This is a genomic window from Sodaliphilus pleomorphus, assembly GCF_009676955.1.
Lineage (GTDB): Bacteria > Bacteroidota > Bacteroidia > Bacteroidales > Muribaculaceae > Sodaliphilus > Sodaliphilus pleomorphus.
Genome location: NZ_CP045696.1, coordinates 1,910,127 through 1,936,371, shown reverse-complemented (window position 1 = coordinate 1,936,371; position 26,245 = coordinate 1,910,127). Strand labels below are relative to the sequence as shown.

The following is a 26,245-nucleotide window of genomic DNA, read 5'->3' as shown; positions in this document are numbered from 1 at the left end:
GTGTGTGTGCGTATATGTGTGTATTGACACTGCCACGTTGCCCTCACGCGGCTTTGGAGCCGGCGCCCGAGGTTTTCTTCTTGTCGCTGCCAGGGCGCTTGGGCTGGAAGGGCGAGGCGTTGTCCTGGCCGTCGCTGCTCTCGTCGTTGTCGTCCTGCTCGGTGGCGGCCACATCGACCACTACAGTGGCACCCAGCTCGATGCCGCTCAATATCTCGGTGTGCGAACCGTCGCTTGTGCCTGTTACCACACTGTGAGGCACCAGCTTGTTGCCCTCGAGGGTCCACACCACGTGCTCGCCGCGGGCGGTGCCTATCTTGTAGTTCTTGCCCACGACCTCGGGTGTGGGGGTGAAACGCAGTGCCTTGCTGGGCACGCAGGCCACGTTGCCGCGCTCGAGGGTGAAGATGGTGACGTTGGCCGTGAGGCCGGGCTTGAGCTTGAGGTCTTGGTTGGGGGCGGTGATCACGACCTCGTAGGTCACCACATTGTTGGTTGTGGTGGCATTTTGGCGCACTTGCTTGACCGTGCCGGTAAACACGTCGTCGGGGAAGGCATCGACGGTAAACTGGCAGCGCTGTCCCTCTTTCACGTTGCCTATGTCGGCCTCGTCGACGTCGGCCACCACCTGCATGTCGCGCAGGTCTTTGGCAATGGTGACCAGCGTGGGGGTGCTGTAGGCCGAGGCCACAGTCTGGCCTTCCTCGACCGACTTGGAGATGACAACGCCGTCGATGGGAGCGGTGATGGTGGCGTAGCCCAGGTTGGTCTGAGCCTGCTTCACGCCTTCTTGCGCAGTGCCCACCTGGGTCTCGGCGCTGGCCACCTGGGTCTGGGCGCTGGCCACCTGCTGCTGGCATTGAGCCACCTGCTTGGCGGCCTGCTGATAGGTGAGGCGGGCGTTCTCATAGTCGTTGGCACTCACCAGCCCCTTGCGGTAGAGTGTGGAGTAGCGGTTGTAGTTGCTCTTCTGGTAGTTTAAGCTGGCCTGTGCACTCTGCAGTGCGGCGCGCTGCTGCCTCACGTTGGCCTGCTGGCTCTGCACCTCGGCACGGGCCTTGCCCAGGTTCTCCTGCGCCGTGTTGAGCTGGCTTTGCAGGTTGGACTTGTCGAGCTCGGCAATCACCTGCCCCTTCTTGACCACGCTGTTGTAGTCGACATAGAGCTTGGTCACGATGCCCGACACCTGGGTACCCACATCGACCGAGGTCACGGCCTCGACGGTACCGGTGGCGGTGACACTGGCCGAGATGCTGTCTTTCTCGACCTTGGCGGTCTCAAGGCGCACTGCATTTTTGTCTTTTTTGCCTCCCAGCAGCACTGCGGCGACTGCAACGACGGCGAGAGCCACCACTGCAACGACGACTGCCTTCTTGATTGTAGCTTTCTTTTTCTCTTCCATTATCTTGTGCTTTTTTTGTTTCTTCACTTGGTGCCGTGCGGCCTCCTTATAGATTGATAGTATCGCCCATGTAGTATTTCAGCATGGCGGCATTGAGCAGCTCGGTGTACTTGGCCTGCAGCATTTTCTGGTTGGCAGTGGCCAGGTTGGTCTTGCCGGTTGTGAGCTCCAGTATATTTTTCAGCCCCAGGCGGTATTGCTCGCTGGTGAGCTCATAGCTCGTGCGGGCATAGTTGGCATTCTCCTTGGCGGCCACATAGCGCTGCTGGGCGTTGTAGGCGTTCATGCGATAGGTGTCGATGGTGTTCCACAACGACTTCTGCGTCTCGAGCAGGTCGAGATAGTAGCTCTGTTTCTCCAACTGGGCCTTGGCAATATTGTTTTTGGTCTTGCCGCCGTCGTAGATGGGGATGCTCACGCTCACGCCCACAAAGTTGTTCCAGTTCTGCTTGAGCTGTGTCATCAAGTTGCCGTTGCCGCTCATGTTGGTCGCGTTCAAGCCTGCATTGAGCCTCACGGTGGGGTACCAGGCAGCCTTGGCAATCTTCACATCGAGGTCGCTCTTCTGCATGGCCAGCTTGCCGGCCTGTATCTCGGGGCGGAGCGCGAGAGCGGTGTTGTACACCTGACTCGTGGCGGGCAACATGGCCAGCACATCGCCGTCGATGCTTGTCGTGGCGATATCGAAGTTCTCGTCGTCGCTTATCTCGAGCAGCTGCTTGAGCTGTAGGCGGTACTGGTTGAGGGTGGTCTCGTCGGCCACCTTCTGGTAGCGGTCGGTAGCCAGCTGCGACTCGATTTGGCTCACGTCGGCCTGGGCCAGCAAGCCATTGCGATAAAACTCCTGGGTGCGGGCCAGGTTGGTTTCAGAGAGCTTGATTTGCTCCTCGTCCTCGCGCACCGTCTCTTTGGCATAGAGTATCTGCACATAGAGGTTGGTAATTTGCTCCTCGATGGTGAGCATCGAGGCATCGGCGGTGAGGTCGGCAATCTGAGTGTTGATTTCGGCCAGCTTGATGTTGTTTTTGGTCGTGCCGCCGTCGAAGACAGGCATCGAGGCCTCGAGGCCGTAGTTGCCGCTGTAGGTCCACTTGCTTCCCGTCGACATCACCTGGCTGCCATTGACCACGGCCGAAGTCTTGCGAAACGGGGCGTAGCTGCCCTGCTGGCTTGTGGAGGCCGACACGGTGGGCAGGCGGCCGGCCTTGGCATTGGCCAGGTCGAGGCGGGCGCTCTGAGCGTTCACTTTGTTTTTCCTCACTGTCACGTTGTTCTGCTTGGCATAGTCGATGCAGCTGCGCAGCGTCCAGCTCGCCGGTTTGGCGGCCACGGTGGTTTGCAGCGTGTCGGCTGCTTGGATTTGGGCCGGCAGCAGCAGGGCGGCAGCGATGATTGCTTGGGTGATATTCATAACCTTCTTGTTTTTATCGACGCAAATGTAAAACATATTCACATTGCAGCACAAAAGCAATCGACCGCAACCACGTTTGTGTAGAAATAATAGGTTTTTTCCTCGATTAATCTTTTTTGGGCCTGCGCCCCGGCCGAGGGTGCAAAAAAAAGCAGGCGCAAGGACCCTTTGCACTCGCGTGTGTAGGCCCTTGCGCCTGTAATGTGGTGGTGATGTGTGTGTGTGGTTAGGATTGCATGCCGTGCGGTTTTACTTCTTCATGTCGAAGCCCACGCGCACGCCCTCGTAGTTCTTGCTCAGGTTGCCCACAGTGTGCAACGTGGAGTTGCCGCTCAGGCTGGAGAGCGTCTGGAGCACGGTGAGCAGCTTCTTCGACTCGAAGGTGTAGCTCAGCCCGCTCGTGGTGCGGGTTACATAGCCAGTCATGCTCATGAGCAAGCTTTTCATCTTCACGGCACTGGTAGCCTGGTCATAGGTCCACGAGCCGCTCAGCGGGATGCCGTTGACCTTGGCCTCGAAGCTGTGGTCCTTGTTGAAGGTAAAATAGGTGTTGCTGCTCTTGATGCCCACCTGGTTGTAGGCAGGCAGCAGCTTCTCGTTGACTTGTGCGGCAGCCACAGCGCCGCCAGCCTTGGCCAGCAGGTTCTCGCTGGTGAAAGCGCAAGCCGGCTCCTGGTATTTCCAAGTGCCATAGAGGTCGCTCTCGCTGAGTTTCACACTGCCTATCACCAGATTGGCAAGGCTGTTGACGGTAGAGGCGCTTCCCAGCGCGCCCAGCACACTTCCCAGCAGGCCGCCGCCGTTGCTGCTGCTGGTCGAGCCCGTGGTGGTGCCTGTTGTGCCCAGGGCTCCGCAGCCGCTCATGAGCATGCACAAGCAGGCTGCACCGATGATTGTAATCTTCTTCATCTTTTTCGATTTTATTAAAATTTCCCTTTTTCGGGTGGCAAAGGTAATGATTTTTTGAAAACAGTGACCCAAAAACAGAAAAATATCACATGTCTCCACGCCGTGGCGGCACCACACAATGCCGTCACGGGAAGATGTCACCTCACCCAGCGCACGATTTCCTTGAGGCTGTGTTTCTTGCCGTAGAGCAGGATGCCAGTGCGGTAGATGCGGGCGCTGAGCCACACCATGGCCACGGCTGTGCCGAAGAGCAGCACGATGCTCAGTGCCACCTGCCACACGGGCACGTCGAAGGGCAGACGCACCATCATGACTACCGGCGAGGTGAAGGGGATGAGCGAGCACCACATGGCCAGCGAGCCGTTGGGGTTTTCCATGCAGCCTATGCTGGCATAGAGGGCAATGACCATGATCATGATGATGGGGGCCGAGAATTGCGAGGCGTCGCTGGCCTGGTCAACGGCCGAGCCAAAGGCGGCAAAGAGCGAGGCATAGAGCAGGTAGCCCCCGATGAAGTAGACCACAAAGCTCACGAGAATGAGACCTATGTTGATGCTCTTGATAGTGGCAAACACAAGGGCCAGGGTGGGCGCACCCGAGGGGTCGACTGCGGCCACAACTGTCGTACTGGGAATGTTGAGCACACTCATGGCGATGCCGGCCACGCCGGCAAGGATGGCCACCCACAAGGCAAACTGGGTGAGGCCCACAAGGCCCACGCCTATGATCTTGCCCATCATGAGCTCAAAGGGCTTGCAGCTGCTCACCACCACCTCGACGATGCGGTTGGTTTTCTCCTCGACCACGCTGTTCATGATCGTTGCGCCATACATGATGACAAACATGTAGGTCACAAAGGCCAGCACCACGCCTATGATCATGGCCACATCGGTCGACGAGGAGCTCTGGCTGCCGTCGGCAGCCAGCCTGATGCTGTTGACGCCAACGTCGACTTGCGACTGGGCCACGATTTTATCGAGATTGGGTATGCCTTGCTGCTGCAGCTTCACCGCAGTGAGCGTGTCGTTGAGGCACTGGGTCACATATTGCACCAGGCCGCCGCTCACGGCCTTCTTGCTGTACAGGTTCACCTGGTGGCGGGTGAGCACGTCGGGCGGTATCACCACGAGGGCCTCGACACTTTCGGGTGCCTGGGCCAGGAATTCTTTGGGACGGGTGGTGCCCGGCTTACCCTGCAGGGGCATGATGCTGTATTGCGGGCTGCTCTTGATCACGCCAGCCAGCTGCTGTGTCTCGTCGATGACGGCAATGGTGGTGCGCTCGGTGGTTTTCTCGTTGGCCATCGATATGCCTATGGGAATGAGCACGCAGGCAATCATGAGCACCGGCATGAGCAGTGTAGTGACGATAAACGACTTGCGAGCCACGAGGCTCATGTATTCGCGCCTGATGATGAGTGAAAGTCTATTCATGAGTTCAGATTTTTTACAGTTTCAATAAAGATTTCGTTCATGCTGGGCAGCAGCTCGTTGAAGCCGGCCAGCTGGCAATGGTCGTTGAGCCAGGCCACGGTGTCGTGCAGACCCGCGCCGTGCCTGAGGCGCAGCAGTGCCGTGCCGGGCTTGCTCTCGACGATGTCGTAGAGCTGCTCGCAGGCGGGCAGTGTGCCGCGGTTGCTGAGCGTGATTTCAAACAGGTTTTGCTTGTGTTGCTGCTTGATGGCCTCCACATCGCCCTCGAGCACCACACGCGAGTGGTTGATGAGCGTGATGCGCTGGCACACCTCTTCTACACTCTCCATGTTGTGGGTCGAGAACAGGATGGTGGCACCCTCTTGCTGCAGGTGCAGTATCTCCTGCTTGAGCTGCTCGGCGTTGACCGGGTCGAAGCCCGAGAAAGGCTCGTCGAAGATGAGCAGCCGTGGCTCGTGGAGCACAGTGGCAATGAACTGCACCTTCTGCTGCATGCCCTTGGAGAGCGACTCCACCTTCTTGCCGGCCCAGTCGGTGAGCCCGAACCGCTCGAGCCACTGGCGAGTGCGCTGCACGGCCGTGGCCTTGTCGAGCCCCTTGAGGCGTGCCAGGTACACAATTTCGTCGGCCACCTTCATTTTCTTGTACAGTCCGCGCTCCTCAGGCAGGTAGCCTATGCGGGCCACGTCGGCAGGCTCGAGGGGCTTGCCGTCGAGCAGCACCTGGCCGCTGTCGGGGCGCGTGATCATGTTGATGATGCGTATGAGCGTCGTCTTGCCGGCACCATTGGGCCCGAGCAGACCGTAGATGCAGCCCTGCGGCACGTGCACGCTCACGTGGTCGAGTGCCAAGTGCCCAGAATATTGCTTCACTACATCGCTTACTTCGATAAAATCCATTGTTTGTTTAATTTGTCGTTAATTAAAAATTACGGTCACAACCTCGAGTGCCCGCCGTGTGTGCACACAAAGTTAAACCTTTTTATTCCCTATGACGCAACAATGTGGTAAAAAACTACACAATACTGTGCCCAATCTTCCCCGAAAATCATCGTAATTGTTTCCCATCCTGCTCCTCTCGCGTTTTTACACTGCCTTGGCCAAGCATAATTTTAATGCAGAAAATCAATTTTTATTTTGATTTTACTGGGGCACCTATTTTAGACTTTGCGCACTTCTCTACGATGGAACCAGGATATGCTCCCCAATCTACTCCATAAACGATTATATTGAGAAGACGGACTTAGACGAGCTTTTGAAAGCGTCGGCACTCGAGGAAATAGGCCTTGATAAAATAAGCCTACACATCAGGAACAAGAGATTACATGTAAATACCCCCAAGCTATTATATCTTTCTATTTTTGATATACATGGCAAATCAATTTTTAGTGGGAATATACAGCAATCAAGTGTAATACCGCTTGATCATTTAGATACGCCTATCATCATAGCAAGATACAGAACTCAAAACATCATTAAAACAACTAAACTACAGGTACAATGAATGGTAGTGTTTCAGCGAGTGTGTCTGAGGCGAGTTCATACACACCTGTAGGCCTCGAATGACGATGCAAAAGATACATATTTATCTTTGTTCCTTTGTAAGAAGCATTTTTTAGATTTTGAGTTTAAGTCATCTAATTTTTACAAGCTTATGGGGACCTGCGCAAAACGGGCAGGTCCTGTTTTTGTGTCTCCCTTCAGACACACTCAAAGAAACAGTATCGTTATTTCTTTTAAGCTCTTCTTGCCGAAATAACACACAGATTCAACATTTCTTTTAATTATGTAAGTACTAGCTATCAGTCTGTTACATACTTATTTTGCTGAAAATCTGCCGAAAAATTGCTGAAAATTTGCTGAATTCTACATTATTCAGCAAGAATCCACTTGTGGTCTTCACCAAAATTAATTTTTCCTGAATCTTTAAGCTTCTTCAATTGATAATCTATCTTATGCCTCTTTTGCGTGCTATCCAAAACATCCGATAATTTATCCATGAGCAACTCATTGATATCCTTGCGTGAAGCTTTACCAAACTTTTTCAGATATTCAACTATCAATTTCATAAAATATTCATCATCAAAGCTTCTATTCTTAATATATTGACTTTTCATCTTAGTACTCCTTGTTCTCGACACGACTTTATGAGCCAAAAAGAAATGAGGCTTACGCCCTTCGATGAATTTATGTTTCCTTAGATAAACCAACTGATCGTCCGTAATTGTTTTCTGTTTCTGTACTTTATCAAGCAACATAATATCTTCAAGACCAAGGTTTGGGTTATCTGCCAGTATTCGGGCAAAGTTTTCATCAATTACCTTACCTGTAATAGTTACCCTAACCTTTCCATCAGACAAATCGTATTCCGGCATCGGGAAGAATCTCATACGTTGGTTAACAAACATCTTTTTAATGCCACCACCTTCAGTCTCAATCATATTCAGATTACGCATCGCTTCTACAAGGAAACGATTACGATATACTGACTCCGGGCAATCCTTAATGACAACATTTTCAACATTTTGAGGCAAAAAATCACCATAATTTTGGAAAATAATATGATCATCTTCATATTCCACTACTTCTATTCTTGCACATTTTGTATAGTCCTGATGTGCAATAGCATTATTCAGTGGCTCACGTATGTTAAACATATCATACCGCAACATTTCCTCAGGAAAAAGGGAGTCTGGCCTTACAAGTCGGTATTTTACATTGCGAACTTTGTTATACAGCTTATCAACACTCAATAGCAATGGCATTGTCAATATTTCATAGTCTTTATTTTGCATAGACCCTACAGAACGTAAAGACCATCGAATACAAGCAACATAAGGGCTAAGCAGATACTCGCTCTCTTCTTTTCCTAATAGTACCAATGCTGCTCTCGTTATTTTTCCATTTATTGTTATTTTTGCTTTATCAAGGAACTTCTTATTATCCCATGCTGAAATTTCAGCTTTTCGGTATGGATTACGAACAGTATATTCCTTTCTTGCTTTTTCTATTGCTTCAGAATCCAAATCATCCAAAGTGGCATTAGGAACAATAGCCACACTCCAATCGTCCGTAATTAACAGCTCTGAGAGAATTGACTGCAACCTTTCTTCTTTCATTTCAATCAAAGAGTCACCAATTCTCTGCCAAGCTTTATTATGAGCATAGACCGGCAACTTTGGTCTATGCTTGGGAACAGATATGATCCAAACAACAGTATCGGTATCGTCTGCCTTCAATTCTGTAATTTCTAGATTTTCAGTTGGAAGATTCCGACATTTCTCAGCAATACGAGCCTTCGCTGATTCGATGTTGTAGTTCCCAAAATTTTGAATTCCAACAACTTCAAAAGTCTTATCCTGAATGCCTACAACAATGGCACCACCATTCATATTAGAGATAGCAGATACATAGGAAACCACATCGTCACCTTCATGACCGCAAAGACTATTTTGCAAATTCTTATACTCTTTCCAGTCACAACTCTCATTTTCTTTGGGGAATTGGGTACGTATATATTCTGATATTTCTTGCTTAGTCATGTTGCTTCCACTTAATATTAATTTCGCAAATGTACAAAAGATAAACGGATTAGCAGTATGTTTTCTAAATAAACCTATGCTATCACGACACAGCCCCCCTACAACTCTGATTGTCCTCGCCATCGCTAATACTAAAACGAACGGGGGATTCTGTGCCCTGCCCTCTGTTGTGCGTTTAGTGTATCACTCACGTCAACTATTGGATTACGCTCCCCTGCCCCGAAACTTTGGGCTTAAAATCAGTTTTTTATTTTAAGGGGGGAGAGAACAAAGTTTTTTTAGTACTTTTGTAAATTCAAATAGAATGGACTGATGAAAATGCTTGATTTTATCTCGATAGTCGCCGCAGCAGCCTTGCTTGCAAGCTGTGGCGGCAAGCAAGACGCGGCCCGCGAGGCGAGCGATGCTCCCGCCCAGGCCGTGGTGAACTTTAACGCCGACAGCGCCTATGCCCACGTGAAGGCACAGTGCGACTTCGGCCCCCGCGTGCCTTCGACTCCCGCCCATGAGCAGTGCGGGGCCTATCTCGAGGCGCAGCTCGCCCGATACTGCGACACGGTGTACACGCAGCATGCCGACCTCACCACCCACGACGGCAAGGTGCTGCACGCCACCAACTATATAGGCGTGATCAATCCCGATGCCGAGAAGCGCATTCTGCTCATGGCTCACTGGGATTGCCGTCCCTGGGCCGACAACGACCCCGACCCGGCCAAGCGTCACATGCCTGTGATGGGCGCCAACGATGCTGCCAGCGGCGTGGCTGTGCTGCTCGAGCTGGCCCGCATCATGAAGCAGAAGCGCCCGGGCGTGGGCGTCGACATCCTGCTCGACGATGCCGAGGACTGGGGCACCGACTCAATCGACGAGAGCTGGGCGCTGGGCACGCAATACTGGGTGCACCACACTCACGTGCCCTACTATGCTCCCATGTATGGCATCTTGCTCGACATGGTGGGCGCCAAGGGTGCCACCTTCTACCAGGAAGGCTTCTCGGTCGACGCCGCCCCGTCGCTGGTCGAGAGCATATGGGCCACAGCTGCCGACGCGGGCTATGGCAAGTACTTCATCGCCCAAAAGCTGGGCTATGTGACCGACGACCACAAGCCGCTCATCGACAACCAGATACCCTGTGTCGACATCGTCGACATGCGTCAATCGCCATCGGGCTTCTTCAGTGGCTGGCACACCACCCACGACACGCTCGACAACATCGACAAGGGCACGCTCAAGGCTGTGGGCCAGACGGTGGCCAACTTCATCTACAGCATTCAGCAATAGGCCTGCTGCGAGGCGGCCGCGCCACGCCTGCCTCAAGACCACAGGAGAAAACATAAAGATAAAACAACTATATAATTTTTTATGATACAAGAAGATAACAAGAAGGCACTCTACATCATCACCGGCGCCACCGATGCCATGGGCACTGTGGTGACCCGCCGCCTGGCCGAGCAAGGGCATCCCATCGTGATGGCCTGCTACAACACCCAGCGCAGCGATGAGGTTGCCCGCGAGTTGCAAATCAAGACGCTGAACAAAAACATCTACTCGCTGCATCTCGACCTGGGCTCCTTTGCCGGCGTGAGGGACTTTGTCGACGAGCTCAAAAAGCTCAACCGCCCCGTGGCCGTGCTGGTGAACAACGCCAGCTACATCTCGCGCAAGAGCGAGATTTCGCCCGACGGCTACGAGAAGCTGGTGCAAGTCAACTTCTTGAGCACCGTGCTGCTCTCGCTGCTGGTGAAGCCGCTCATGGTCGAGGGCGGGCGCATCATCTTCACTACCTCGCTGAGCCGCCACATGGTGTCGCTGCCCTACGAGTTCCCGGCGGTGAACAACTTCATGCCCATCGCCGCCTTTGCCCAAAGCAAGCTCGCGCTGTCGCTGTTCTCGATATACCTGAGCACCGTGCTGCGCACGCAGCGCATCAGCGTGAACAGCGTCGACCCCTCGCTGGTGAGCCTGAGCATGGTGAGGATGAACCGCTTCTTCGACAAGCTCGACCTGCACATGAGCCAGCTCGACAAGACCGAGAAGGGCGCACAAGCCATGATGCGGGCCATCAACTCGAGCGACACGGGCTTCATCTTCAAGGGCGCCGACAAGCAAATCAAGGCCTCTACCCTCTTGAAGAACCGCGAGGTGTTTATCAAGCTGTGCAACGACACCATGCGCATCATGAAGAAACAGATCAACGCTGCCAACCAGTGACCCCCGCGCTATCATGAAGATAATAGGCAGCGACACACAACTGGAGCCAGGCACGACAATAGCCACCATTGGCATGTTTGACGGCGTGCACCTGGGCCACGCCACCCTGCTCGACTTTCTCAAGGAGCAAGCGCGGCAGCGCGGGCTCGAGTCGGCAGTAGTCACCTTTGCCCAGCACCCGCAGGCCGTGTTGCACCCCGAGGCTGGAATCAAGATGATAATGACCGTCGACGACAAGCTCAAGCTCATCGCGCGCCACGGCATCGACTGCACGGTGCTGCTCGACTTCACCCGCGAGCTCTCGCTGCTCGACAGCAGCCGCTTCATCGAGCTGCTGCGCGACCGCTACGGGGTGGCTGCTCTCGTGGCCGGCTACGACCACCACTTCGGGCACAACAAGCAAGAGACCTTTGCCGACTATGTGCGGCACGGTCGTGAGCTGGGCGTCGACATTGTGAAAGCCCCCGAGTATCTTGGGGCTTATGCCCCGGTGAGCTCGTCGATCATACGCAAGCTCATTGCCTCGGGCAAGGTCGACGACGCCATGCACTGCATGGGGCACCCCTACAGTTTGGCAGGCAAGGTGGTGCACGGCTTTCACAACGGCAGCGGCATAGGCTTTCCCACGGCCAACGTGGGCGAGCTCGACCCCACTCTCATCCTGCCCCACCGCGGCGCCTATGCCGTGATGGTCGACGTGGCCGGCAAGCACCTCAAGGGCATGGTCAATGTGGGCGTGAGGCCCACGATGCACAACGGCCACCGCCTGTCGATCGAGGTAAACATTTTCGACTTCGACGGCGACATCTACGGCATGCCCATCAAGCTTGAGTTTATCAAGTTTCTGCGGCTCGAGTTCAAGCTGGGCAGCATCGAGGAGCTGCGTGCCCAGCTCACCCGCGACCGCGCCCAGTCGGTCAAGATACTCGATGCCTACTGTGCCACCCGGCACGAGGCATGACCCCCCACAGCTTTGAACGATTACGCTTTTTTTACTTGTAACGATAATATAGAATAAGAAAGAAATACAATGGAAATCATCAACCTTTGCGACCAGAACTCGCTCGTGAGCCAGTTTATGAGCGAGATACGCGACAAGGAGCTCCAGAAGGAGCGGCTGCGCTTCCGCACCAACATCCAACGCCTGGGCCAAATCATGGCCTACGAGATATCAAAGCGCCTTGACTATGAGACCCGCGACACCGCCACCCCCCTGGGCGTGGCACGCACCCACGTGATTGCCGACAAGCTCGTGCTGGCCACCATCTTGCGCGCCGGTCTGCCATTTCACGAGGGCTTCTTGAGCTACTTTGACCAAGCCGAGAACGGCTTTGTCTCGGCCTATCGCAAGTATATCGAGAAGACCAACGACTTCAACGTCCACATCGAGTATATTGCCTGCCCGCGCATCGACGACAAGGTGCTGCTCATCGTCGACCCCATGCTGGCCACCGGCAGCTCGATGGAGCTCGCCTTCCAGGCACTCATGACCAAGGGTCACCCGGCCCACGTGCACGTGGCCAGCGTCATTGCCACCGACCAGGCCATCGACTACATAGGGCAACGCCTGCCCCTCGACAAAACCACGATATGGACCTGCGACATCGACCACGAGCTCAACGAGCACAGCTACATCGTGCCCGGCCTGGGCGACGCGGGCGACCTGGTATATGGCGAAAAGGAATAATCACACATCTTCCACCCCTCCAACAGCATTGATGTATGTTTAAAGACTTTTTCGCGATGTTGCGCCGTTTCATACCGCCCTACAAGTGGTATATCGTGTTCAACGTGTTTTTCAACATCATGGCGGCGTTTTTCACGCTCTTCTCCTTTGCCTTGCTCATCCCTATACTGGAGATGCTCTTCGGCCTCAACCACACGGTGTATCAATTCATGCCCTGGGGAACCGGCTCGGTAAAGGCGGTGGTTGTGAACGACTTCTACTACTATGTGCAATGCATCATCTCCACCTATGGCAAGAGCGTGGCCCTGGCCGCCATCGCCCTCGCGCTGGTGGTGCTTGCAGGCGTGAAGACGGGCAGTGCCTACCTGGCCGCGTTCAACATGATAACGATACGCACCGGCGTGGTGCGCGACCTGCGCAACAAGATATATGCCAAGATTGTGTCGCTGCCCATAGGCTTCTTCAGCAATGAGCGCAAGGGCGACGTGATGGCACGCATGAGCGGCGATGTGACCGAGGTGGAGAACTCCATCATGGCCAGCCTCGACATGATGTTTAAGAACCCCATCATGATCATCGTGTGCCTGGGCATGATGATCGCGCTCAGCTGGCAGCTCACGCTCTTTGTGCTCGTGCTGCTGCCCCTGGCAGGCACCATCATGGGCCGGGTGGGCAAGATGCTCAAGCGCAAGTCGCTCAACGTGCAGAACCAGTGGGGCGTGTTGCTGAGCAACATCGAGGAGACCATAGGCGGGCTGCGCATCATCAAGGCCTTCAATGCCGAGGAGAAAGTGAAGCGCCGCTTCGGGCGCGAGAACGAGGACTTCAGGCTCATGAGCCGCGGCATGAACCGCCGCTACGAGCTCGCCCACCCCATGAGCGAGTTTCTGGGCACGTTCACCATAGGCATCGTGCTATGGTTTGGCGGCACCCTCATCCTGGCCGACCAGTCGACCATCTCGGCCCCCACCTTCATCTACTACATGGTGGTGTTCTACAGCATCATCAATCCGGCCAAGGATTTCTCCAAGGCCAGCTACTCGATACAGCGCGGCCTGGCCTCGATGCAGCGCATCGACATGATACTCAAGGCCCAGAACAACCTCGCCGACCCCGAGCACCCCGTGCCCCTCACCCAGATGAGGCAAGGCATCAAGTACGAGGGCGTGCGATTCCGCTACGGCGAGAAGTGGGTGATCGACGGCGTCGACCTCGACATACCTCGCGGCAAGACCGTGGCCCTGGTGGGACAGAGCGGCAGCGGCAAGACAACGCTGGCCGACTTGCTGCCACGCTTCTACGACGTGCAGGAGGGCTCGATCATGATCGACGGCACCGACATCAGACAATTCACCAAGCACGACCTGCGTGCCCTCATGGGCAATGTGAACCAGGAGGCCATTCTCTTCAACGACACCATCTACAACAACATCACCTTCGGCGTCGACAGTGCTACCGACGAGGAGGTAGTGAACGCTGCCAAGATTGCCAACGCCTACGACTTCATCATGGCCACCGAGAAGGGTTTTGACACCAACATAGGCGACCGCGGCGCCAACCTCTCGGGCGGACAGCGGCAACGCCTGAGCATTGCCCGTGCCATACTCAAGAATCCCCCCATCCTCATTCTCGACGAGGCCACCTCGGCACTCGACACCGAGAGTGAGCACCTGGTGCAGGAGGCCCTCGACCACCTCATGAGCGGCCGCACCACGCTGGTAATTGCCCACCGCCTGTCGACGATCAAAAATGCCGACACGATATGCGTGCTGCAAGAGGGCAAAATCGTGGAGCGCGGCACCCACGACGAGCTCATAGCCCGCGGCGGTGTCTACAAGCACCTGGTGGATATGCAGAAGTTTTAAATCCCCCTCCCTCCGGGAGGGCAGTCCTTTTTTTTCAAGAATCACAGCTTTACGCCTTGAAAACGTTGTCGAAATACATGTCGTGGATGCTGCTGGGCGCCATTGCGGCGGCAGCGGCAGTGGCATTCTACGGCTGGAACCTCGTGGGCGACGACATCGTCTTCAGCCACCGATGGCTCACGGCCTTGTCGCGCAAAGGCCCGTTGCTGGCCTATCCCTACTATGCAGCGGTGCACTGGCTGAGCACCAACGGGCGCATGGCCAACATACTCATGCCGTGGTTCACGGGCTTGCTGCCGCGCGTGGCGACCACGGCGCTGCTCGCCCTCATGGTGGCAGCCCTGCACTGGGCCACCGCCCGCTGCGCCGGGGTGCGCAACCCGTGGGCGCGCATCGTGATATATGGCTTGGTGCTCACTACCCTGCCCTGGCCCGACTCGATACTGCTCTACGACTGCCAGCTCAACTATGTGTGGGCCGCAGCCTTGTGCCTCATGGCGAGCATGCTCATGTTGAGCCGCAAGCGGTGGCGGTCCTGGCAGACGGTGGCAGGCGGCCTGCTGTGTTTCGTGGCAGGCGCCATGCACGAGGGCTGCGGCGTGCCCCTGTGCCTGGCCCTGTGGGTGGCCGTGTGGCGCAAGGAACGTGTCAACGTTGCGTGGCTCGTGTGCTTCACGCTGGGGGCGCTCTTTGTTGTGGCCTCGCCCGGCATCTGGAAGCGATTTGTCGAGCACCGGGGCACTGCCGAGTGGACGGTGGCCGAAATCACAGTCACCTCACTCTACTACTACGTGCTGCTGCTTGCTGCGGTGGTGGCGATGGCCCTCACTGCCCGCGGCCGCGATGCGCTGGCACAGTTGTGCCGCTCGCCGTGGCTGGTGTGGATGCTTGCAGCCACCTTTGCGGTGCCCTTCTGCCTGGTGTCGGGCACAATAGGGCGCACGGGGTGGTTTGCTCAGCTTTTCTCACTCATTGCCCTCGTGCGCATGTTGCCCGGCAGCCGCTCAAGAGTGTCGAGGCTACTGCCAGTAGCGGCATGTGGGCTGTGGATCTTCGGGCTGGCTCATCTCATGTGCTTTGCGCAATGGCAGTACCGCCTCAACGGCGAGGTGCGCGACATGCTTGCCAAGTACAGGGCCTCGAGCTGCGGCATCGTCATGGGCGACTACACCAGCGACTGCGATGTGCCCTGGCTCACACTGGGCAAGCAACGCGGCGTGCCCGACAGCGACGACGTGTGGACACTGGCCACAGTGCGCCAGCACTGGGCGGCCACAGCAGCCCAGAGCCGCCAGCTGGTGATACTGCCCGCCAGTGCGGCACCGTTGACGGCCAGAGAAAATGCATGGGTCACGCCTCGCTGCCACCTGGGCAGCAAGAGCAGGGCTACGGGCGTGATTCACACCTACGAGGGCATCGACCTGCGTGCCTGCCGCGACCGCCGCGGACGCATCTGGATAGAGGAGCCCGTGGTGCTCGACAGCGGCGCCAAGCTCTACAAGCTCACGCCGCTCGAGGCCGACTATGGCGACAAGCGTGTGCTCACAACCTGCTCGCCGGCTTCGGCAGCCGCGCCTTGCGATAGAGGTGAATGAGAATGGGCAGGTTTATCGACAATTGCATGAGTCCGGCCACCACATAGGCCACCGACTGCAACACCTTGGTACCCCTGAACTGCCAGAAGGCTACAAGCATCACCATCATGATGATAGCCACTATCGCACACACCGTGACCATGAGATCGTGGCGCTGCTTGGCCTGCCGGTTCAGGATGGGGGCAGGCGGCTGCCCGTGGGTGTGGAAGCCGCGGGTAAACATGCGGTAGGCCGCGACAAAGGTGGCGTAGAACACAAGATACAGCACAAAGGTGGTGATGAAAAACCGCGTCTCGATGCGATACATGTCGTCGACAGTGAAATTTTGCGGATAGCGCTGTGCCTGCGGGAAATAGTAGGTGCGCTCATCGTTTTGCCAGTCGGCATAGGGGCTGTAGTGAGAATAATCCTCAAAGATGTAGGCCTTGCGGTGGGCGCACACAATCACACCCATCGAGTAGAACCCTCCGTCATCGCGCCGGCGGGCTTTGTAGGCCAGCGCCGGGTGACCGTGAATGTCGCCTATGCGCATCGACTCATATTCCTTGTTGTTGAAGCGGTGGTTGTCGAGATAGCGACGATACACTCTGGCCTCGGTGGTGAAGATGTGGTTGAAGAGCGCGCTCAAGTCGAACACGTTGATGTGCTGTATCTCTTGCACATCGCCATCGTCGCTCACATACGACTTCTGGTAGGCGCACAGCAGTCTGCCGCCGTTGCGTTTCTCGATTTCGCGCCTTATGGTGTCGGGGAAAACAAATTTTTCAAATTTCTCGTTGCGGTCCTCGTTCACGCTAAACAAGCCCGACTCGTAGGTGCGCCACGGCCCGTGTGAATAGCGGTAGTCGCTGAAGTAGAGGACCACGACCGAGACCAGCGACACCAGCGCCAGCAGCACGAGCGCCAGCAGCTGCTTGTTGCTCACAGCGGCACGGGCAAAGCGACCGATGGCGCCCAGCACGTTGTTCAGGTCATCTTTCACATTGTAAAACTTGCGCATGGGTCAGTCTTTTTCCAGCCGGCGGCGCATGGTGAGCGAGGTGACCAGCGACGTGAGCAAGCCCACGGCTGCCACGAGGAGAAACACCACGAGCACATCGCTCCACATCACCTGCACGGGATAGGCCTGCACGATGACGGCATCGGTGCTGCTGCTCAGCTTGAGCCAGCCATACTGCTGCTGGCACAGGCACAGCGCCAGCCCTAAAATCACGCCCGCCACAGCGCCCAGGAGGGCAATGAGCCAGCCCTCGATCACAAAGATGCGGGTAATCTGCTTGTTGGTGGCACCCAGGCTGCGCAGGGTCCTGATGCTCTCGTCTTTCTCGATGATGAGCAGCGACAGCGTGCTGATGACGTTGAACGTGGCAATGACCAGGATGAAGGCGAGCAGCAGGAAGGTGATCCACTTCTCCATGTTCACCATCTTGAACGACGATGCTTGCTGCATGAGCCGGTTCTTGACCGTGTAGCCCGGGCCCAGGGCCTGGCTTGCCTGCTGCATCACCTGGCGCTCGTGGGCACCGGGAGCGAGCTTGAGCTCGACTTGCGTGGCCTGGGTATCATAGTCGAAGAGCTCGCGTGCCAGGTCGATGGGCACGTAGATGAGGTCTTGGTCATAACTCTTCTGTTGCACCTGGAACACGCCTGCCACAAAGACCGAGTCGTTGGTAAAAGCATTCATCGGGTCGTTGATGTTGACCGCGCCCTGGCGTTGCGGCGCATAGAGCTGCAGCTCGCGCAGGTAGCCCGGGCGGGCGTTGAGGGTCATGGCCGGCCCGGCACCCAGCACGGCGTAGCGCGACACCTGATCGCGCAGCTGGAAGTCGCCCTCGACGATGATGCTGTCGATGGCGGTCATCTTGTTGTAGTCGTCGGGCACGCCCTTCAGGCGCACGGGCATCTGGAAATCGGCAAAGATGGCCAGGGCATTGTCGACGACTACCGGCATGGCCTGTTGCACGCCCGGGATGCGTCGCACCACCCGCACCACGCTGTCGCCGTCGGGCATGACCTTGCCCGCGGCAGGCTGAATGGCAATCTCGGGGTCGAGCTTCGAGAGCTTGCTCTCGATGAGCCCGTGGAAGCCGTTGAACACGCTGAGCACGCACACCAAGGCGGCTGTGGCCACCACCACGCCCAGCACCGAGATGATGCTGATGATGTTGACCGCGTTGTGCGTCTTCTTCGACTTGAGGTAGCGCAGCGCTATTTTGGTTTCGAGATTCACTCCTTGTCTTGGTTTTTATCCTTGGCCAGCAGGTCGTCGATGTGCTGAATGTAGTCGAGCGAGTCGTCGAGATAGAAGTTGAGCTCGGGGCACTTGCGCAACTGGTAGCGCACGCGCTGAGCCAGGTCGTAGCGTATGGGCTTCTCGTTGTCGTTCACGTTCTTGACGATAGTGGCGCCTTGCTCGCTGGGAAACACGCTCAGGTGCACGCGGGCCACACTCAGGTCGGGCGACACGCGCACCTGGCTCACGCTCACCAGGGTGCCGTGGGTCTTGGAGGTCTCGAGGCGGAAGATTTCGCTCAACTCCTTCTGGATGAGCCGCTGTATTTTTTCTATTCTGGTCGATTGCATTGTGTGTGAAGTGTTTTTTTTGTGTTCTGACCGCAAATTTACACTAAATCTTCAACAATCGCAAGTAGGTCTATTTCTTGTAGATGATGGTGAGGCCGTCGCGCAGCGGCACAATCACCTTTTCCACGCCCGGGTCGCTGGCCACCATGTCGTTGAAGCGCATGATGCCCGCGGTCTGGGCGTCGGGGGCCTTGGCGGGGTGCTCGGCCACCTTGCCGTCCCACAGGGTGTTGTCGGCCACGATGAAGCCGCCCTGTCGCACGTGCGGCATCACCAGTCTGTAGTAGTCGGGATACTGGCGCTTGTTGGCGTCGATAAACACGAGGTCAAACGTCTCGTCGATGGCGGGCAGTATCTGCTCGGCATCGCCTATGTGCAGCTTGATGCGGTTGCCCCATGGGCACTGGGCGAAGTGCTCGCGCAGGAAGTCCTCGAGCTCGTCCTCAATTTCGATGGTGTGCACCACGGCACCGTCGTCGAGCAAGCCCTCGGCCAGGCACTGGGCCGAGTAGCCCGAGTAGGTGCCCAGCTCAAGCACACGCCGGGGCCGTATCATGCGCACCAGCATCTTGAGCAGGCGCCCCTGCATGTGGCCCGAGCACATGCGCGGGTAGAGCAGCCTGATGTGGGTGTCGCGGTCGAGCTTGTAGAGGTGGGACGGCTCAGGGTCGATGTGGCGCAGGATGTAGTCTTCGAGTTGCTCGGTCATGGCTTGGCAGTGTTTTTCATCTCGAGCAGGCAGTCGACGGCTCGGCGGTAGGAGTCGAGGCCGTAGCCGGCTATCACGGCCACGCAGGCCTCTTTTATCATCGACACGTGGCGGTAGGGCTCGCGTGCCTGCGTGTCGCTGATGTGCACCTCGATGGCAGGAGCTGTCACGGCCCGCAGGGCGTCGGCTATGGCAATGGAGTAGTGGGTGTAGGCCCCGGCATTGAGCACGATGCCGTCGTGGTCGAAGCCCACGCGCTGTATCTCGTCGATGATGGCGCCCTCGTGGTTGCTCTGGAAGAGGTCGAAGTCGACACCGGGATACAGCCCCACGAGGTTGTCGAGATACTCGCTCAGCGACCGGTGCCCGTAGATTTCGGGCTCGCGCACGCCCACCAGGTTGAGATTGGGCCCGTTGATAATCGATATTTTCATACGCGTGATGTGTTTAAAACCGGGTGCAAATTTAGCTATTTTCCTGCACTTGGCTTGTATCGCGCCGCCAAAATAGCTGCAAGACGACGAGGGCACAAGGGCGGCGGCGCCCATGTGCCCTCGACGAGGAAGGCGGCATGGGGCCATGCCCCACGCTGCTGTGTCTCACTTGCCTGGAGGCTTAGAACTTGACCGTGGCTCGCTTGCCACTGGTGAAGACTACGCGCATCACGCGCACGCCTGCATTGTCGACGGCCTGCACCGTGGCAGTGTTCTGGCCATGAGCCGAGGCGGCACCCACGAGGCGGCCGGCAATGTCATAGACCGCGACGGTGGCGATGGGCTGGGCAGCCGCCACGACCACGCAATCGCCACGGCGGCTCACCGCAATGGCATCGCCAGTGGCGGCAATGGCATTGAGGCCAGTGGCAGGGTCAACATAGGGGTAGTCGCCCGTGATGTCGTCGCCCATGAGGAAGAGCCATCCGGCTGCCTGGTAGGAATTGTAGCTGCCTGGCTTGATGTGAAGATACACCTTGTTGAAGGGCACATCGCCGAAGGCGTTGTCGAGCAATTGGGGTGCCTCGACGGCATAGCAGGTCACATTTTGCAAGGCCTGGTCGTTGTAGAAGGCATAGGGACCCACATATTTCAGGTTCTCGGGCATGGTCACGTTGTTCAAGTTCTTGCTATAGGCCAGGGCATAGTCGGCAATATATACTGTGCCGGGCAGCAGCACGACATCGGTCTTCGGGCTCTGGCACGGAGCGGCCAGCAGCGCCAACCCGTCGAGCGACTTGAGGCGGGCATAGATCATGCCGTCGTGCACGGGATACATGTCGTTGCCCGCAAAGTCGAAGGCGGCGATGCCGTTGTTGGACAGTGCGCCCAGCCCTATGCCCTCGATGGTGGCGGGCAGGCTGATGCCCTTGACTGCATTGCACTCGAAGAAAGCCTTGGGCCTGATGGTCTTGACCGTGGCAGGCACAGTAAACACATCGGCCGTGTAGAGTTGCGGGCACTCATAGAGCACCGTTTTGTCCTTGGAGTAGAGCACGCCGTTCTCGGCCACAAAGTGGGCGTTGCCCTGGGCAACTGTGAAGCCCTCGAAGTAGGGGCAACGCAAAAACATCTTGTCGCCAGCCCGCTCGAGCGAGGCGGGAAGGGTGATGGTGGCAAGAGCCTCGCAACGCATGAAGGCGCTGTCGCCTATGGCCTTGAGCGTCTCGGGCAGCTTCAGGGTCGAGAGCACCGAGCAGTGGTAGAAGGCCTTGGTCGAGATGGTGTCGGCGCCCTGCACGTCGGCATAGCTCAGGCCGGTGCAATTGCCAAAGGCAAACTCATCGATAACCTTGCAGGCCGGGGGCACCACAATGCGCGTGAGGGCGACGCAGCTCGAGAAGGTGCCGTAGCACAGCCGTTTCAGGCTCGCGGGCAGCGTCACCTTGCGCAGCCCGTCGCAGAAGGTGAACGCGTTGGCACCCAGCGAGTCGACGCTGGCAGGCAGCTCGATTTGCTGCAGCTGCGTGCACTCGGAGAAAGCCAGGTCTCTCACGGTCTTGAGCTTGCTGCCAGCGGCAAAGTCAACGCTCTGCAGCGAGTAGGACATGTAGAAGGCCGATTTGCCTATGACCTCGACCGAGGCAGGCACATGCACCTTGGTAACGCCGGAATAGAAGAATGCGCCCTCGCCTATTTCCTTCACGCCGTCGGGGATGGTGTATTCGCCCGAGAGGCCTGTACAGTTGGTGAGCACACCGTTCTCGATAGTTTGTGCATTCAGGCCGAAGGGCACAATGAGTAGAATTGAGAGCAGTAGAGATTTGAAATTCATAGATAGTCTTCTTCGGGCTCGTGGGTTAATAACTACACAGTCGGAGCGCGGCCGAGCCCGCAAATGCCTTGCAACGACATGTTTTAAGGTGGGTCTCTGTATCGGCCACAAATTTAACAAAAAAAACAAAACAGGCAACAGTGGGGGTTGAAGTTTCGCTCAAATCATTCATTAAAAAAAACTACAAAGGCATGCATTCTTTTATTCTTCAACCACAACAGCCATTTGCCCCTTGTTATTTTTAGCCTCTCAACATATATTTCAGGCTCAGTTTGTGTGAGCCGTGACCTGAAGGATGAGCTCCTCGAGCGCCTTGATCACTTCATCGAAGGGCTGGCGGCGTTGCCAGCACAAGTCGATGTATCGCTTGTGCTCGGAGGTGTACCTTATGGTGTTGAAGTAAATCTCGTTTTTCGACTTGTCATTTTTCAGGGCTTCCCAATCGACACGGCAACTGGGCTGTAGAGGGTAACCGGCTTCTACAAGCATGGTGTAGTGACTCTGGAAGAATTGCTCGTCGGCGCTTGAGGTCGAGCCGTGGCTGTGGGTGTTTCTCACTTTCCGCACATTGTCGAGCGTTCTGAATAGAGGTTGCAGCTTATACTCATGGGTAAATGCCCACAGTTTAACCGAATAACTGATGTCCTCCAGCGTTTTGCCATGATCAATCCAGGCCGCTTCTTCATTATATTTCTTGATGTAGGCTTTTATCTCGGGCAGCGTGCCCTTGGTACTATAGTACATGTTGAGTAGCCGCTCGGCCTGAATCTGGGCAAAGCGGCAAAACTCCCCGAAATCGATGCAGTGCCCCCTGAGGCCGAAGCGGAAACGCAGCATCTCGCGGCAATCGGCCTCAAAGCATTGTCGCATATAGTCGTCCTTGATCGAGGAATAGTCGAGCGCCGCCTGGGCGTGGTCCAGTTTGTAGTCAAGGGCCAGATACTTCTCGATTTTTTTGACCGATGAGCTGCAAGCGCCGCTTTCCACAACAGCACCCCGAGGCAAAGCACTGCGCAATTCATCCACAAACCAGCGGTTCTCTGGCTTGTGGATAATCTCTGCATCGAGGAAGCGCAACAACTTCCTCAGGTTGTCTTTGTTCTGCTCTGCCATATCACGGTAGGATTGAGAGGTCGAAACCCGACTCGACAAGTTGCGTCAAGGTGTCTTTGGGTCTATCACCGGCCAGCAGGGCGCCGTCGGCAGTGAGTGCACCCGGCATGAGCTCATTGAGTTTGCCCACTATGTCTTTTAGCTCGGGGGCGACTTGCGGGGTGTGCACATACTTCAACGGCTTGTCCTTGGGAAGAGCCCTGTGCACCACATAGATGTATCTCACAGCCAGGTCTTCGGGCAGCGGACAACCGAGCATCATGCGCCCGTAAGGCGTGCCGGGATCTATCACGGCATGTCGCTGGCTTGCTTCGCCGGTATATTTCACCTTGTAATCAATTTGGCGGCACAGGGAGATGTACAAGCTTTTGGGAAGATTGCTGATTGAGATGTTACGGCTCACCGACGCATAAATTTTCTTGCCGTTGAAGACAAAGCTGGCATACTGCTTGCCAAGATTGGAAATGCCATAGTCAATCTTGACGCCGAGCTGAGCCTCAAAGTCGCTCGTGGGCAGGGTCTGGAGATACTCCCAGCTTATTTCGAGGTCATGAGCTTCGGGCTTTGCACTGGTGAGACGGTCGAACTGCTCCTGCAACTTGACATAAACCGGGTCGTGCTGGCCCTTCACCATCTTCAGGTAGCAAAGTTTCCCCGCGATCACATTCTCCATGTCGGGGTCGCCGTTGTGGAGAGAGCCCTTCTCGGTCTTGTATCGAGGATAAAACTTTGCAACAGCCGCATTCATGCCATATCTTTCCCAGATGTGAAGAATGGCCCTCACGTCCTTTACATAGCGGCGGGCAACGTTCACCTTCTCGCCCACGGTGAGGCCAGTCACCTCCTGGCGCTCGCCACGGTGGTTGAGGCGGGTTTTCTTGGCATTGATCTTGAAATGCTGCCCCGAGACGATGCGCTCCAGTTCGTGCCTGAACGGGCTGCCATCCTGATACACATTGTGCATCGAGCTGAATGTGATGTCGTCGGCATACCTGGTGTAGTGCAGGCCAAACCGCCGTGCAAGCCCCGCCAGCCGCCGGTCGAGCGTGTCGCATATTGCATTGGTGAGCAACGGCGATGTGGGGGCGCCTTGAGGCAGCTTGTAGGAGACGAGCCGCACGTTGCCGTCGACTATATCCAGCATCCTAATCGAGCACAACCCGGCAACCACGCTGGCCACATCTTTGGTAAAATTGAACGGCGGCAATTGCAAGCGCTTCCACACGCGTGCCTGGCTGATGCTCGGAAAAAAGTCGCACAAGTCGATGTTGAACACATAGTTCTGATGCAAGTGCCGCACGGCATTGCTCACGATCGAGCGCCCTTGGGTAAATCCCATAGCATAGGGCGAAGGCGTGTAGAGTGCCTTGAAAATCTCGTTGAGGCACAGCTGCATCCACTTCAGGTTGCCCTCGGGGGCAAAAATCAACCTGACTCCTCCCGACTTTTTGGGTATCTCAAATGAGTGGTAACGATCTAAGCCTATCCTGGGATTGCACAGGCGCATCATCTTGCTCATGGTGAATGGATAGGCGGCCGTGCCTGCCAGGTCGGCCTTGATTTCGTTGAGCAGATCCAGCAGTTTCCACCGTGTGGTGGTGTTGCGTATTTTACTTATCAGCAGTTCTTTATCCATTCTATCAGGTAGAAAAAAAAAAATAAAAAAGAAGCATTGGGCCAAGACTATTTTCTTTGTTTCGCTTTGGCTGAGAAATTAACTCTATGACATAGGAGGGTGTAATTTTCCCAGATTCATACGCACTATCACATCAGCTTGATGATGTGATAAGTGCCCAGAGCCAACTGACCGTTGGAAATTCCCCGAGGGGAAAGTACCCGACCAATCGCCGGGCAGGTTCAAAATGTTTCTTTAGCCCAATACTTCAATGTTCTCTGTTCTCTTTCGATTACTATGCAAAGTTACGCAACGTGTGCGAACTCTATGTTCATTCACTCTTGTTATTTTTCTTCTCGGTGGCAAGTGAAGGATTGAGCGACTGGAAAGTCGCCGTGTGCTCTTCTTCACCTTTAAAGTACTTTATGGTAGGGTAATCCTTGCCGTAGAACTTCCAGATGTTGTATTCCAATGGGAGCACCTCGTCGCCAGCCTCGTTGACGATACCCTGCGCGGCAACTCGGGTGTCGTCGGCCATGTCATTATCATCGCCCCAATTAGTAAAATGCAGGACTATGTTGGGCGACATGGAGTCGTTGTAGCCTATGACCTTGGCCAATCCATTCTGGAAACCATCAATCCAGGCATATTTGCCGAAGGGGACGACCACATTGCCCTGCTCGTCGATCGCGCCCCACTTGTAGTCGCTGTTCTGAACTACTGTGATGCGAGAATTGATGGGTGGTTTTGTGCGTCGATATTGCTTGTCGTCCATAGGGGTTGTTTTTAAATTTCGATGCAAAGATAGGTCGTCGATGCGAATGCTATGTTCGCTCACAAGCCGTAAAGTGTGGCCATCTCCTTTATTCTGCTCGTCACTGCGTCGATTATGGGCTGGGGCGAGAGCACTTTCAACTCCCCGCCATAAGAGCACAGCTCGCGTATGAGCTCATAATTCTCCATGCAAGCTATCGAGAACAAGGCACCTTGAGGCGGTGCTTGATACTGCTGGCGCAGGGCGGCTTCACGCTCCCCCTTGTATCTGATTTGAGACCCATGCAACGGCTTGGTAGCGACATAGGGTGCCGACTTGTCGGAGACCCAAAAGACAATCTTGTACAGCTGTGCACCCTCGTAGTAAGTGATCCCGACGATGTCTTCATAACGCTCCAGCAAGTCGGCAGGCGCCTGCCGGTACTCATAACCCGGCAGCACGGCGATCGACACAAGGCGGTCGAGTGCAAAATTGAGCACACGGCCAGTGTCGTAGGCAGCCCCTATCAAGTACCACCGCTGGTTATACTCTTTAAGCAAGTAGGGCGATATGATGACCTCGCACATGTGCGATGCATCGAACCGCTTGTATTGCAACTTGACCACCGCGTGCGCTTGGATTGCAGAAAAAGCCTCGGCCATGAGCGTCTTGTTTTCGAGCAGGTTTTTCGACAATTGAATCACGGGCTGTTGCTCGACGAGTCCAAGCCGCTTGTTCAGGTCGTCGAGCCACCCGAAACCGTCGAGTCCGTCGAAGGAGCCGATGGTCGCAAGAGCCGTGGTGAGGATTCCCTTCTCCTCGGCGGTGAGTTTTCCCTTGAAGATGGAGAAGGTGGGGTCGCTGTAGCGCAGGCATCTCTTTTTATAGACCTTGTCGGTAGCCGCGCTTTGAGCATCTACCGTGTAGCGTTCAAGCTCTATCGGTATCGGGAAGTTATACTCCAGATACTCGATATCCTTCTCGACACAGCGCTTGCTCACACCGCCCACTTGCCCGTATTTGGGCAACTCCCGCTCAAGACAGAGGGTCATGTCATGTATGGAATAGGCATGATAGCGGTCGGCAAGCAGCTTGTCGAGCAGTACGATTCGGGTGAGTGCATTCTTGTTGGATGGCATGTCGCAGCGT

Annotated in this window: 22 protein-coding genes; 6 read left to right on the top strand and 16 right to left on the bottom strand. The window is 55.8% G+C overall.

What is annotated here, in order from left to right; translation table 11 throughout:
* Positions 1 to 43 precede the first annotated feature (43 nt).
* The 6 genes from GF423_RS07720 to GF423_RS07695 form a co-directional block, all read right to left on the bottom strand.
* Positions 44 to 1,402: an efflux RND transporter periplasmic adaptor subunit gene (locus tag GF423_RS07720; RefSeq protein ID WP_154327802.1), complete on the bottom strand. Its 1,359-nt coding sequence runs from the start codon at positions 1,400 to 1,402 to the stop codon at positions 44 to 46.
* A 46-nt stretch (positions 1,403 to 1,448) separates the two neighbouring features.
* Positions 1,449 to 2,813: a TolC family protein gene (locus GF423_RS07715; RefSeq protein WP_206113166.1), complete on the bottom strand. Its 1,365-nt coding sequence runs from the start codon at positions 2,811 to 2,813 to the stop codon at positions 1,449 to 1,451.
* Positions 2,814 to 3,062: 249 nt separating this feature from the next.
* Positions 3,063 to 3,722, bottom strand: coding sequence for a DUF4923 family protein (locus tag GF423_RS07710; RefSeq protein ID WP_154327800.1), 660 nt, complete (start codon positions 3,720 to 3,722; stop codon positions 3,063 to 3,065).
* Between the two features lie 137 nt (positions 3,723 to 3,859).
* Positions 3,860 to 5,155: an ABC transporter permease gene (locus tag GF423_RS07705; protein WP_154327799.1), complete on the bottom strand. Its 1,296-nt coding sequence runs from the start codon at positions 5,153 to 5,155 to the stop codon at positions 3,860 to 3,862.
* A complete protein-coding gene (locus GF423_RS07700; RefSeq protein ID WP_154327798.1) occupies positions 5,152 to 6,054 on the bottom strand; it encodes an ABC transporter ATP-binding protein in 903 nt (300 codons plus the stop codon). The genes GF423_RS07705 and GF423_RS07700 overlap by 4 nt, the downstream gene beginning before the upstream one ends.
* A gap of 971 nt (positions 6,055 to 7,025) precedes the next feature.
* Complete coding sequence (locus tag GF423_RS07695) at positions 7,026 to 8,696, bottom strand: RNA/DNA-binding domain-containing protein (protein ID WP_206113165.1); 1,671 nt, start codon at positions 8,694 to 8,696, stop codon at positions 7,026 to 7,028.
* 318 nt (positions 8,697 to 9,014) lie between these two features.
* On the opposite strand from GF423_RS07695, the gene GF423_RS07690 reads away from it, so the two are divergent.
* The 6 genes from GF423_RS07690 (at position 9,015) to GF423_RS07665 (ending at position 16,054) form a co-directional block, all read left to right on the top strand.
* A complete protein-coding gene (locus GF423_RS07690) occupies positions 9,015 to 9,977 on the top strand; it encodes a M28 family peptidase (protein WP_235911692.1) in 963 nt (320 codons plus the stop codon).
* A gap of 81 nt (positions 9,978 to 10,058) precedes the next feature.
* Positions 10,059 to 10,907, top strand: coding sequence for an SDR family NAD(P)-dependent oxidoreductase (locus GF423_RS07685; protein WP_154327795.1), 849 nt, complete (start codon positions 10,059 to 10,061; stop codon positions 10,905 to 10,907).
* Positions 10,908 to 10,920: 13 nt separating this feature from the next.
* Positions 10,921 to 11,868: a riboflavin biosynthesis protein RibF gene (ribF, locus tag GF423_RS07680; RefSeq protein ID WP_154327794.1), complete on the top strand. Its 948-nt coding sequence runs from the start codon at positions 10,921 to 10,923 to the stop codon at positions 11,866 to 11,868.
* A gap of 69 nt (positions 11,869 to 11,937) precedes the next feature.
* Positions 11,938 to 12,594 carry a uracil phosphoribosyltransferase gene (gene upp / locus GF423_RS07675; RefSeq protein WP_154327793.1) on the top strand — a complete coding sequence of 219 codons (657 nt, stop codon included), beginning with the start codon at positions 11,938 to 11,940 and terminating at the stop codon, positions 12,592 to 12,594.
* Positions 12,595 to 12,629: 35 nt separating this feature from the next.
* Complete coding sequence (locus GF423_RS07670; protein WP_154327792.1) at positions 12,630 to 14,459, top strand: ABC transporter ATP-binding protein; 1,830 nt, start codon at positions 12,630 to 12,632, stop codon at positions 14,457 to 14,459.
* A gap of 65 nt (positions 14,460 to 14,524) precedes the next feature.
* The gene (locus tag GF423_RS07665) at positions 14,525 to 16,054 is read left to right on the top strand and encodes a DUF6056 family protein (RefSeq protein WP_154327791.1); all 1,530 of its coding nucleotides are present in this window, start codon (positions 14,525 to 14,527) and stop codon (positions 16,052 to 16,054) included.
* Here the strand turns inward: GF423_RS07665 and GF423_RS07660 are convergent.
* The 10 genes from GF423_RS07660 to GF423_RS07615 all read right to left on the bottom strand — a co-directional run bounded on the left by GF423_RS07660 (position 16,002) and on the right by GF423_RS07615 (position 26,235).
* Complete coding sequence (locus tag GF423_RS07660; RefSeq protein WP_154327790.1) at positions 16,002 to 17,054, bottom strand: hypothetical protein; 1,053 nt, start codon at positions 17,052 to 17,054, stop codon at positions 16,002 to 16,004. The genes GF423_RS07665 and GF423_RS07660 overlap by 53 nt on opposite strands.
* Positions 17,055 to 17,057: 3 nt before the next feature.
* Positions 17,058 to 18,284, bottom strand: coding sequence for an FtsX-like permease family protein (locus tag GF423_RS07655; protein WP_154327789.1), 1,227 nt, complete (start codon positions 18,282 to 18,284; stop codon positions 17,058 to 17,060).
* Positions 18,281 to 18,637, bottom strand: coding sequence for a 30S ribosome-binding factor RbfA (rbfA, locus tag GF423_RS07650; protein ID WP_154327788.1), 357 nt, complete (start codon positions 18,635 to 18,637; stop codon positions 18,281 to 18,283). The genes GF423_RS07655 and rbfA overlap by 4 nt, the downstream gene beginning before the upstream one ends.
* Before the next feature lie 70 nt (positions 18,638 to 18,707).
* Complete coding sequence (locus GF423_RS07645) at positions 18,708 to 19,346, bottom strand: O-methyltransferase (protein ID WP_154327787.1); 639 nt, start codon at positions 19,344 to 19,346, stop codon at positions 18,708 to 18,710.
* Complete coding sequence (locus GF423_RS07640; RefSeq protein WP_154327786.1) at positions 19,343 to 19,780, bottom strand: type II 3-dehydroquinate dehydratase; 438 nt, start codon at positions 19,778 to 19,780, stop codon at positions 19,343 to 19,345. Before GF423_RS07640 ends, GF423_RS07645 begins: the two co-directional genes overlap by 4 nt.
* Before the next feature lie 181 nt (positions 19,781 to 19,961).
* Positions 19,962 to 21,614, bottom strand: coding sequence for a leucine-rich repeat domain-containing protein (locus GF423_RS07635; protein ID WP_154327785.1), 1,653 nt, complete (start codon positions 21,612 to 21,614; stop codon positions 19,962 to 19,964).
* Between the two features lie 267 nt (positions 21,615 to 21,881).
* Positions 21,882 to 22,727 (bottom strand): hypothetical protein, encoded by an 846-nt coding sequence (locus GF423_RS07630; RefSeq protein WP_154327784.1) that lies wholly within the window; start codon positions 22,725 to 22,727, stop codon positions 21,882 to 21,884.
* A gap of 1 nt (position 22,728) precedes the next feature.
* Positions 22,729 to 24,363 carry a reverse transcriptase domain-containing protein gene (locus tag GF423_RS07625; protein ID WP_154327783.1) on the bottom strand — a complete coding sequence of 545 codons (1,635 nt, stop codon included), beginning with the start codon at positions 24,361 to 24,363 and terminating at the stop codon, positions 22,729 to 22,731.
* Positions 24,364 to 24,673: 310 nt separating this feature from the next.
* A complete protein-coding gene (locus GF423_RS07620; RefSeq protein WP_154327782.1) occupies positions 24,674 to 25,117 on the bottom strand; it encodes a WG repeat-containing protein in 444 nt (147 codons plus the stop codon).
* A 59-nt stretch (positions 25,118 to 25,176) separates the two neighbouring features.
* Positions 25,177 to 26,235, bottom strand: a complete 1,059-nt coding sequence (locus GF423_RS07615; RefSeq protein ID WP_154327781.1) for a helix-turn-helix transcriptional regulator — start codon at positions 26,233 to 26,235, stop codon at positions 25,177 to 25,179.
* Between the last annotated feature and the right edge of the window lie 10 nt (positions 26,236 to 26,245).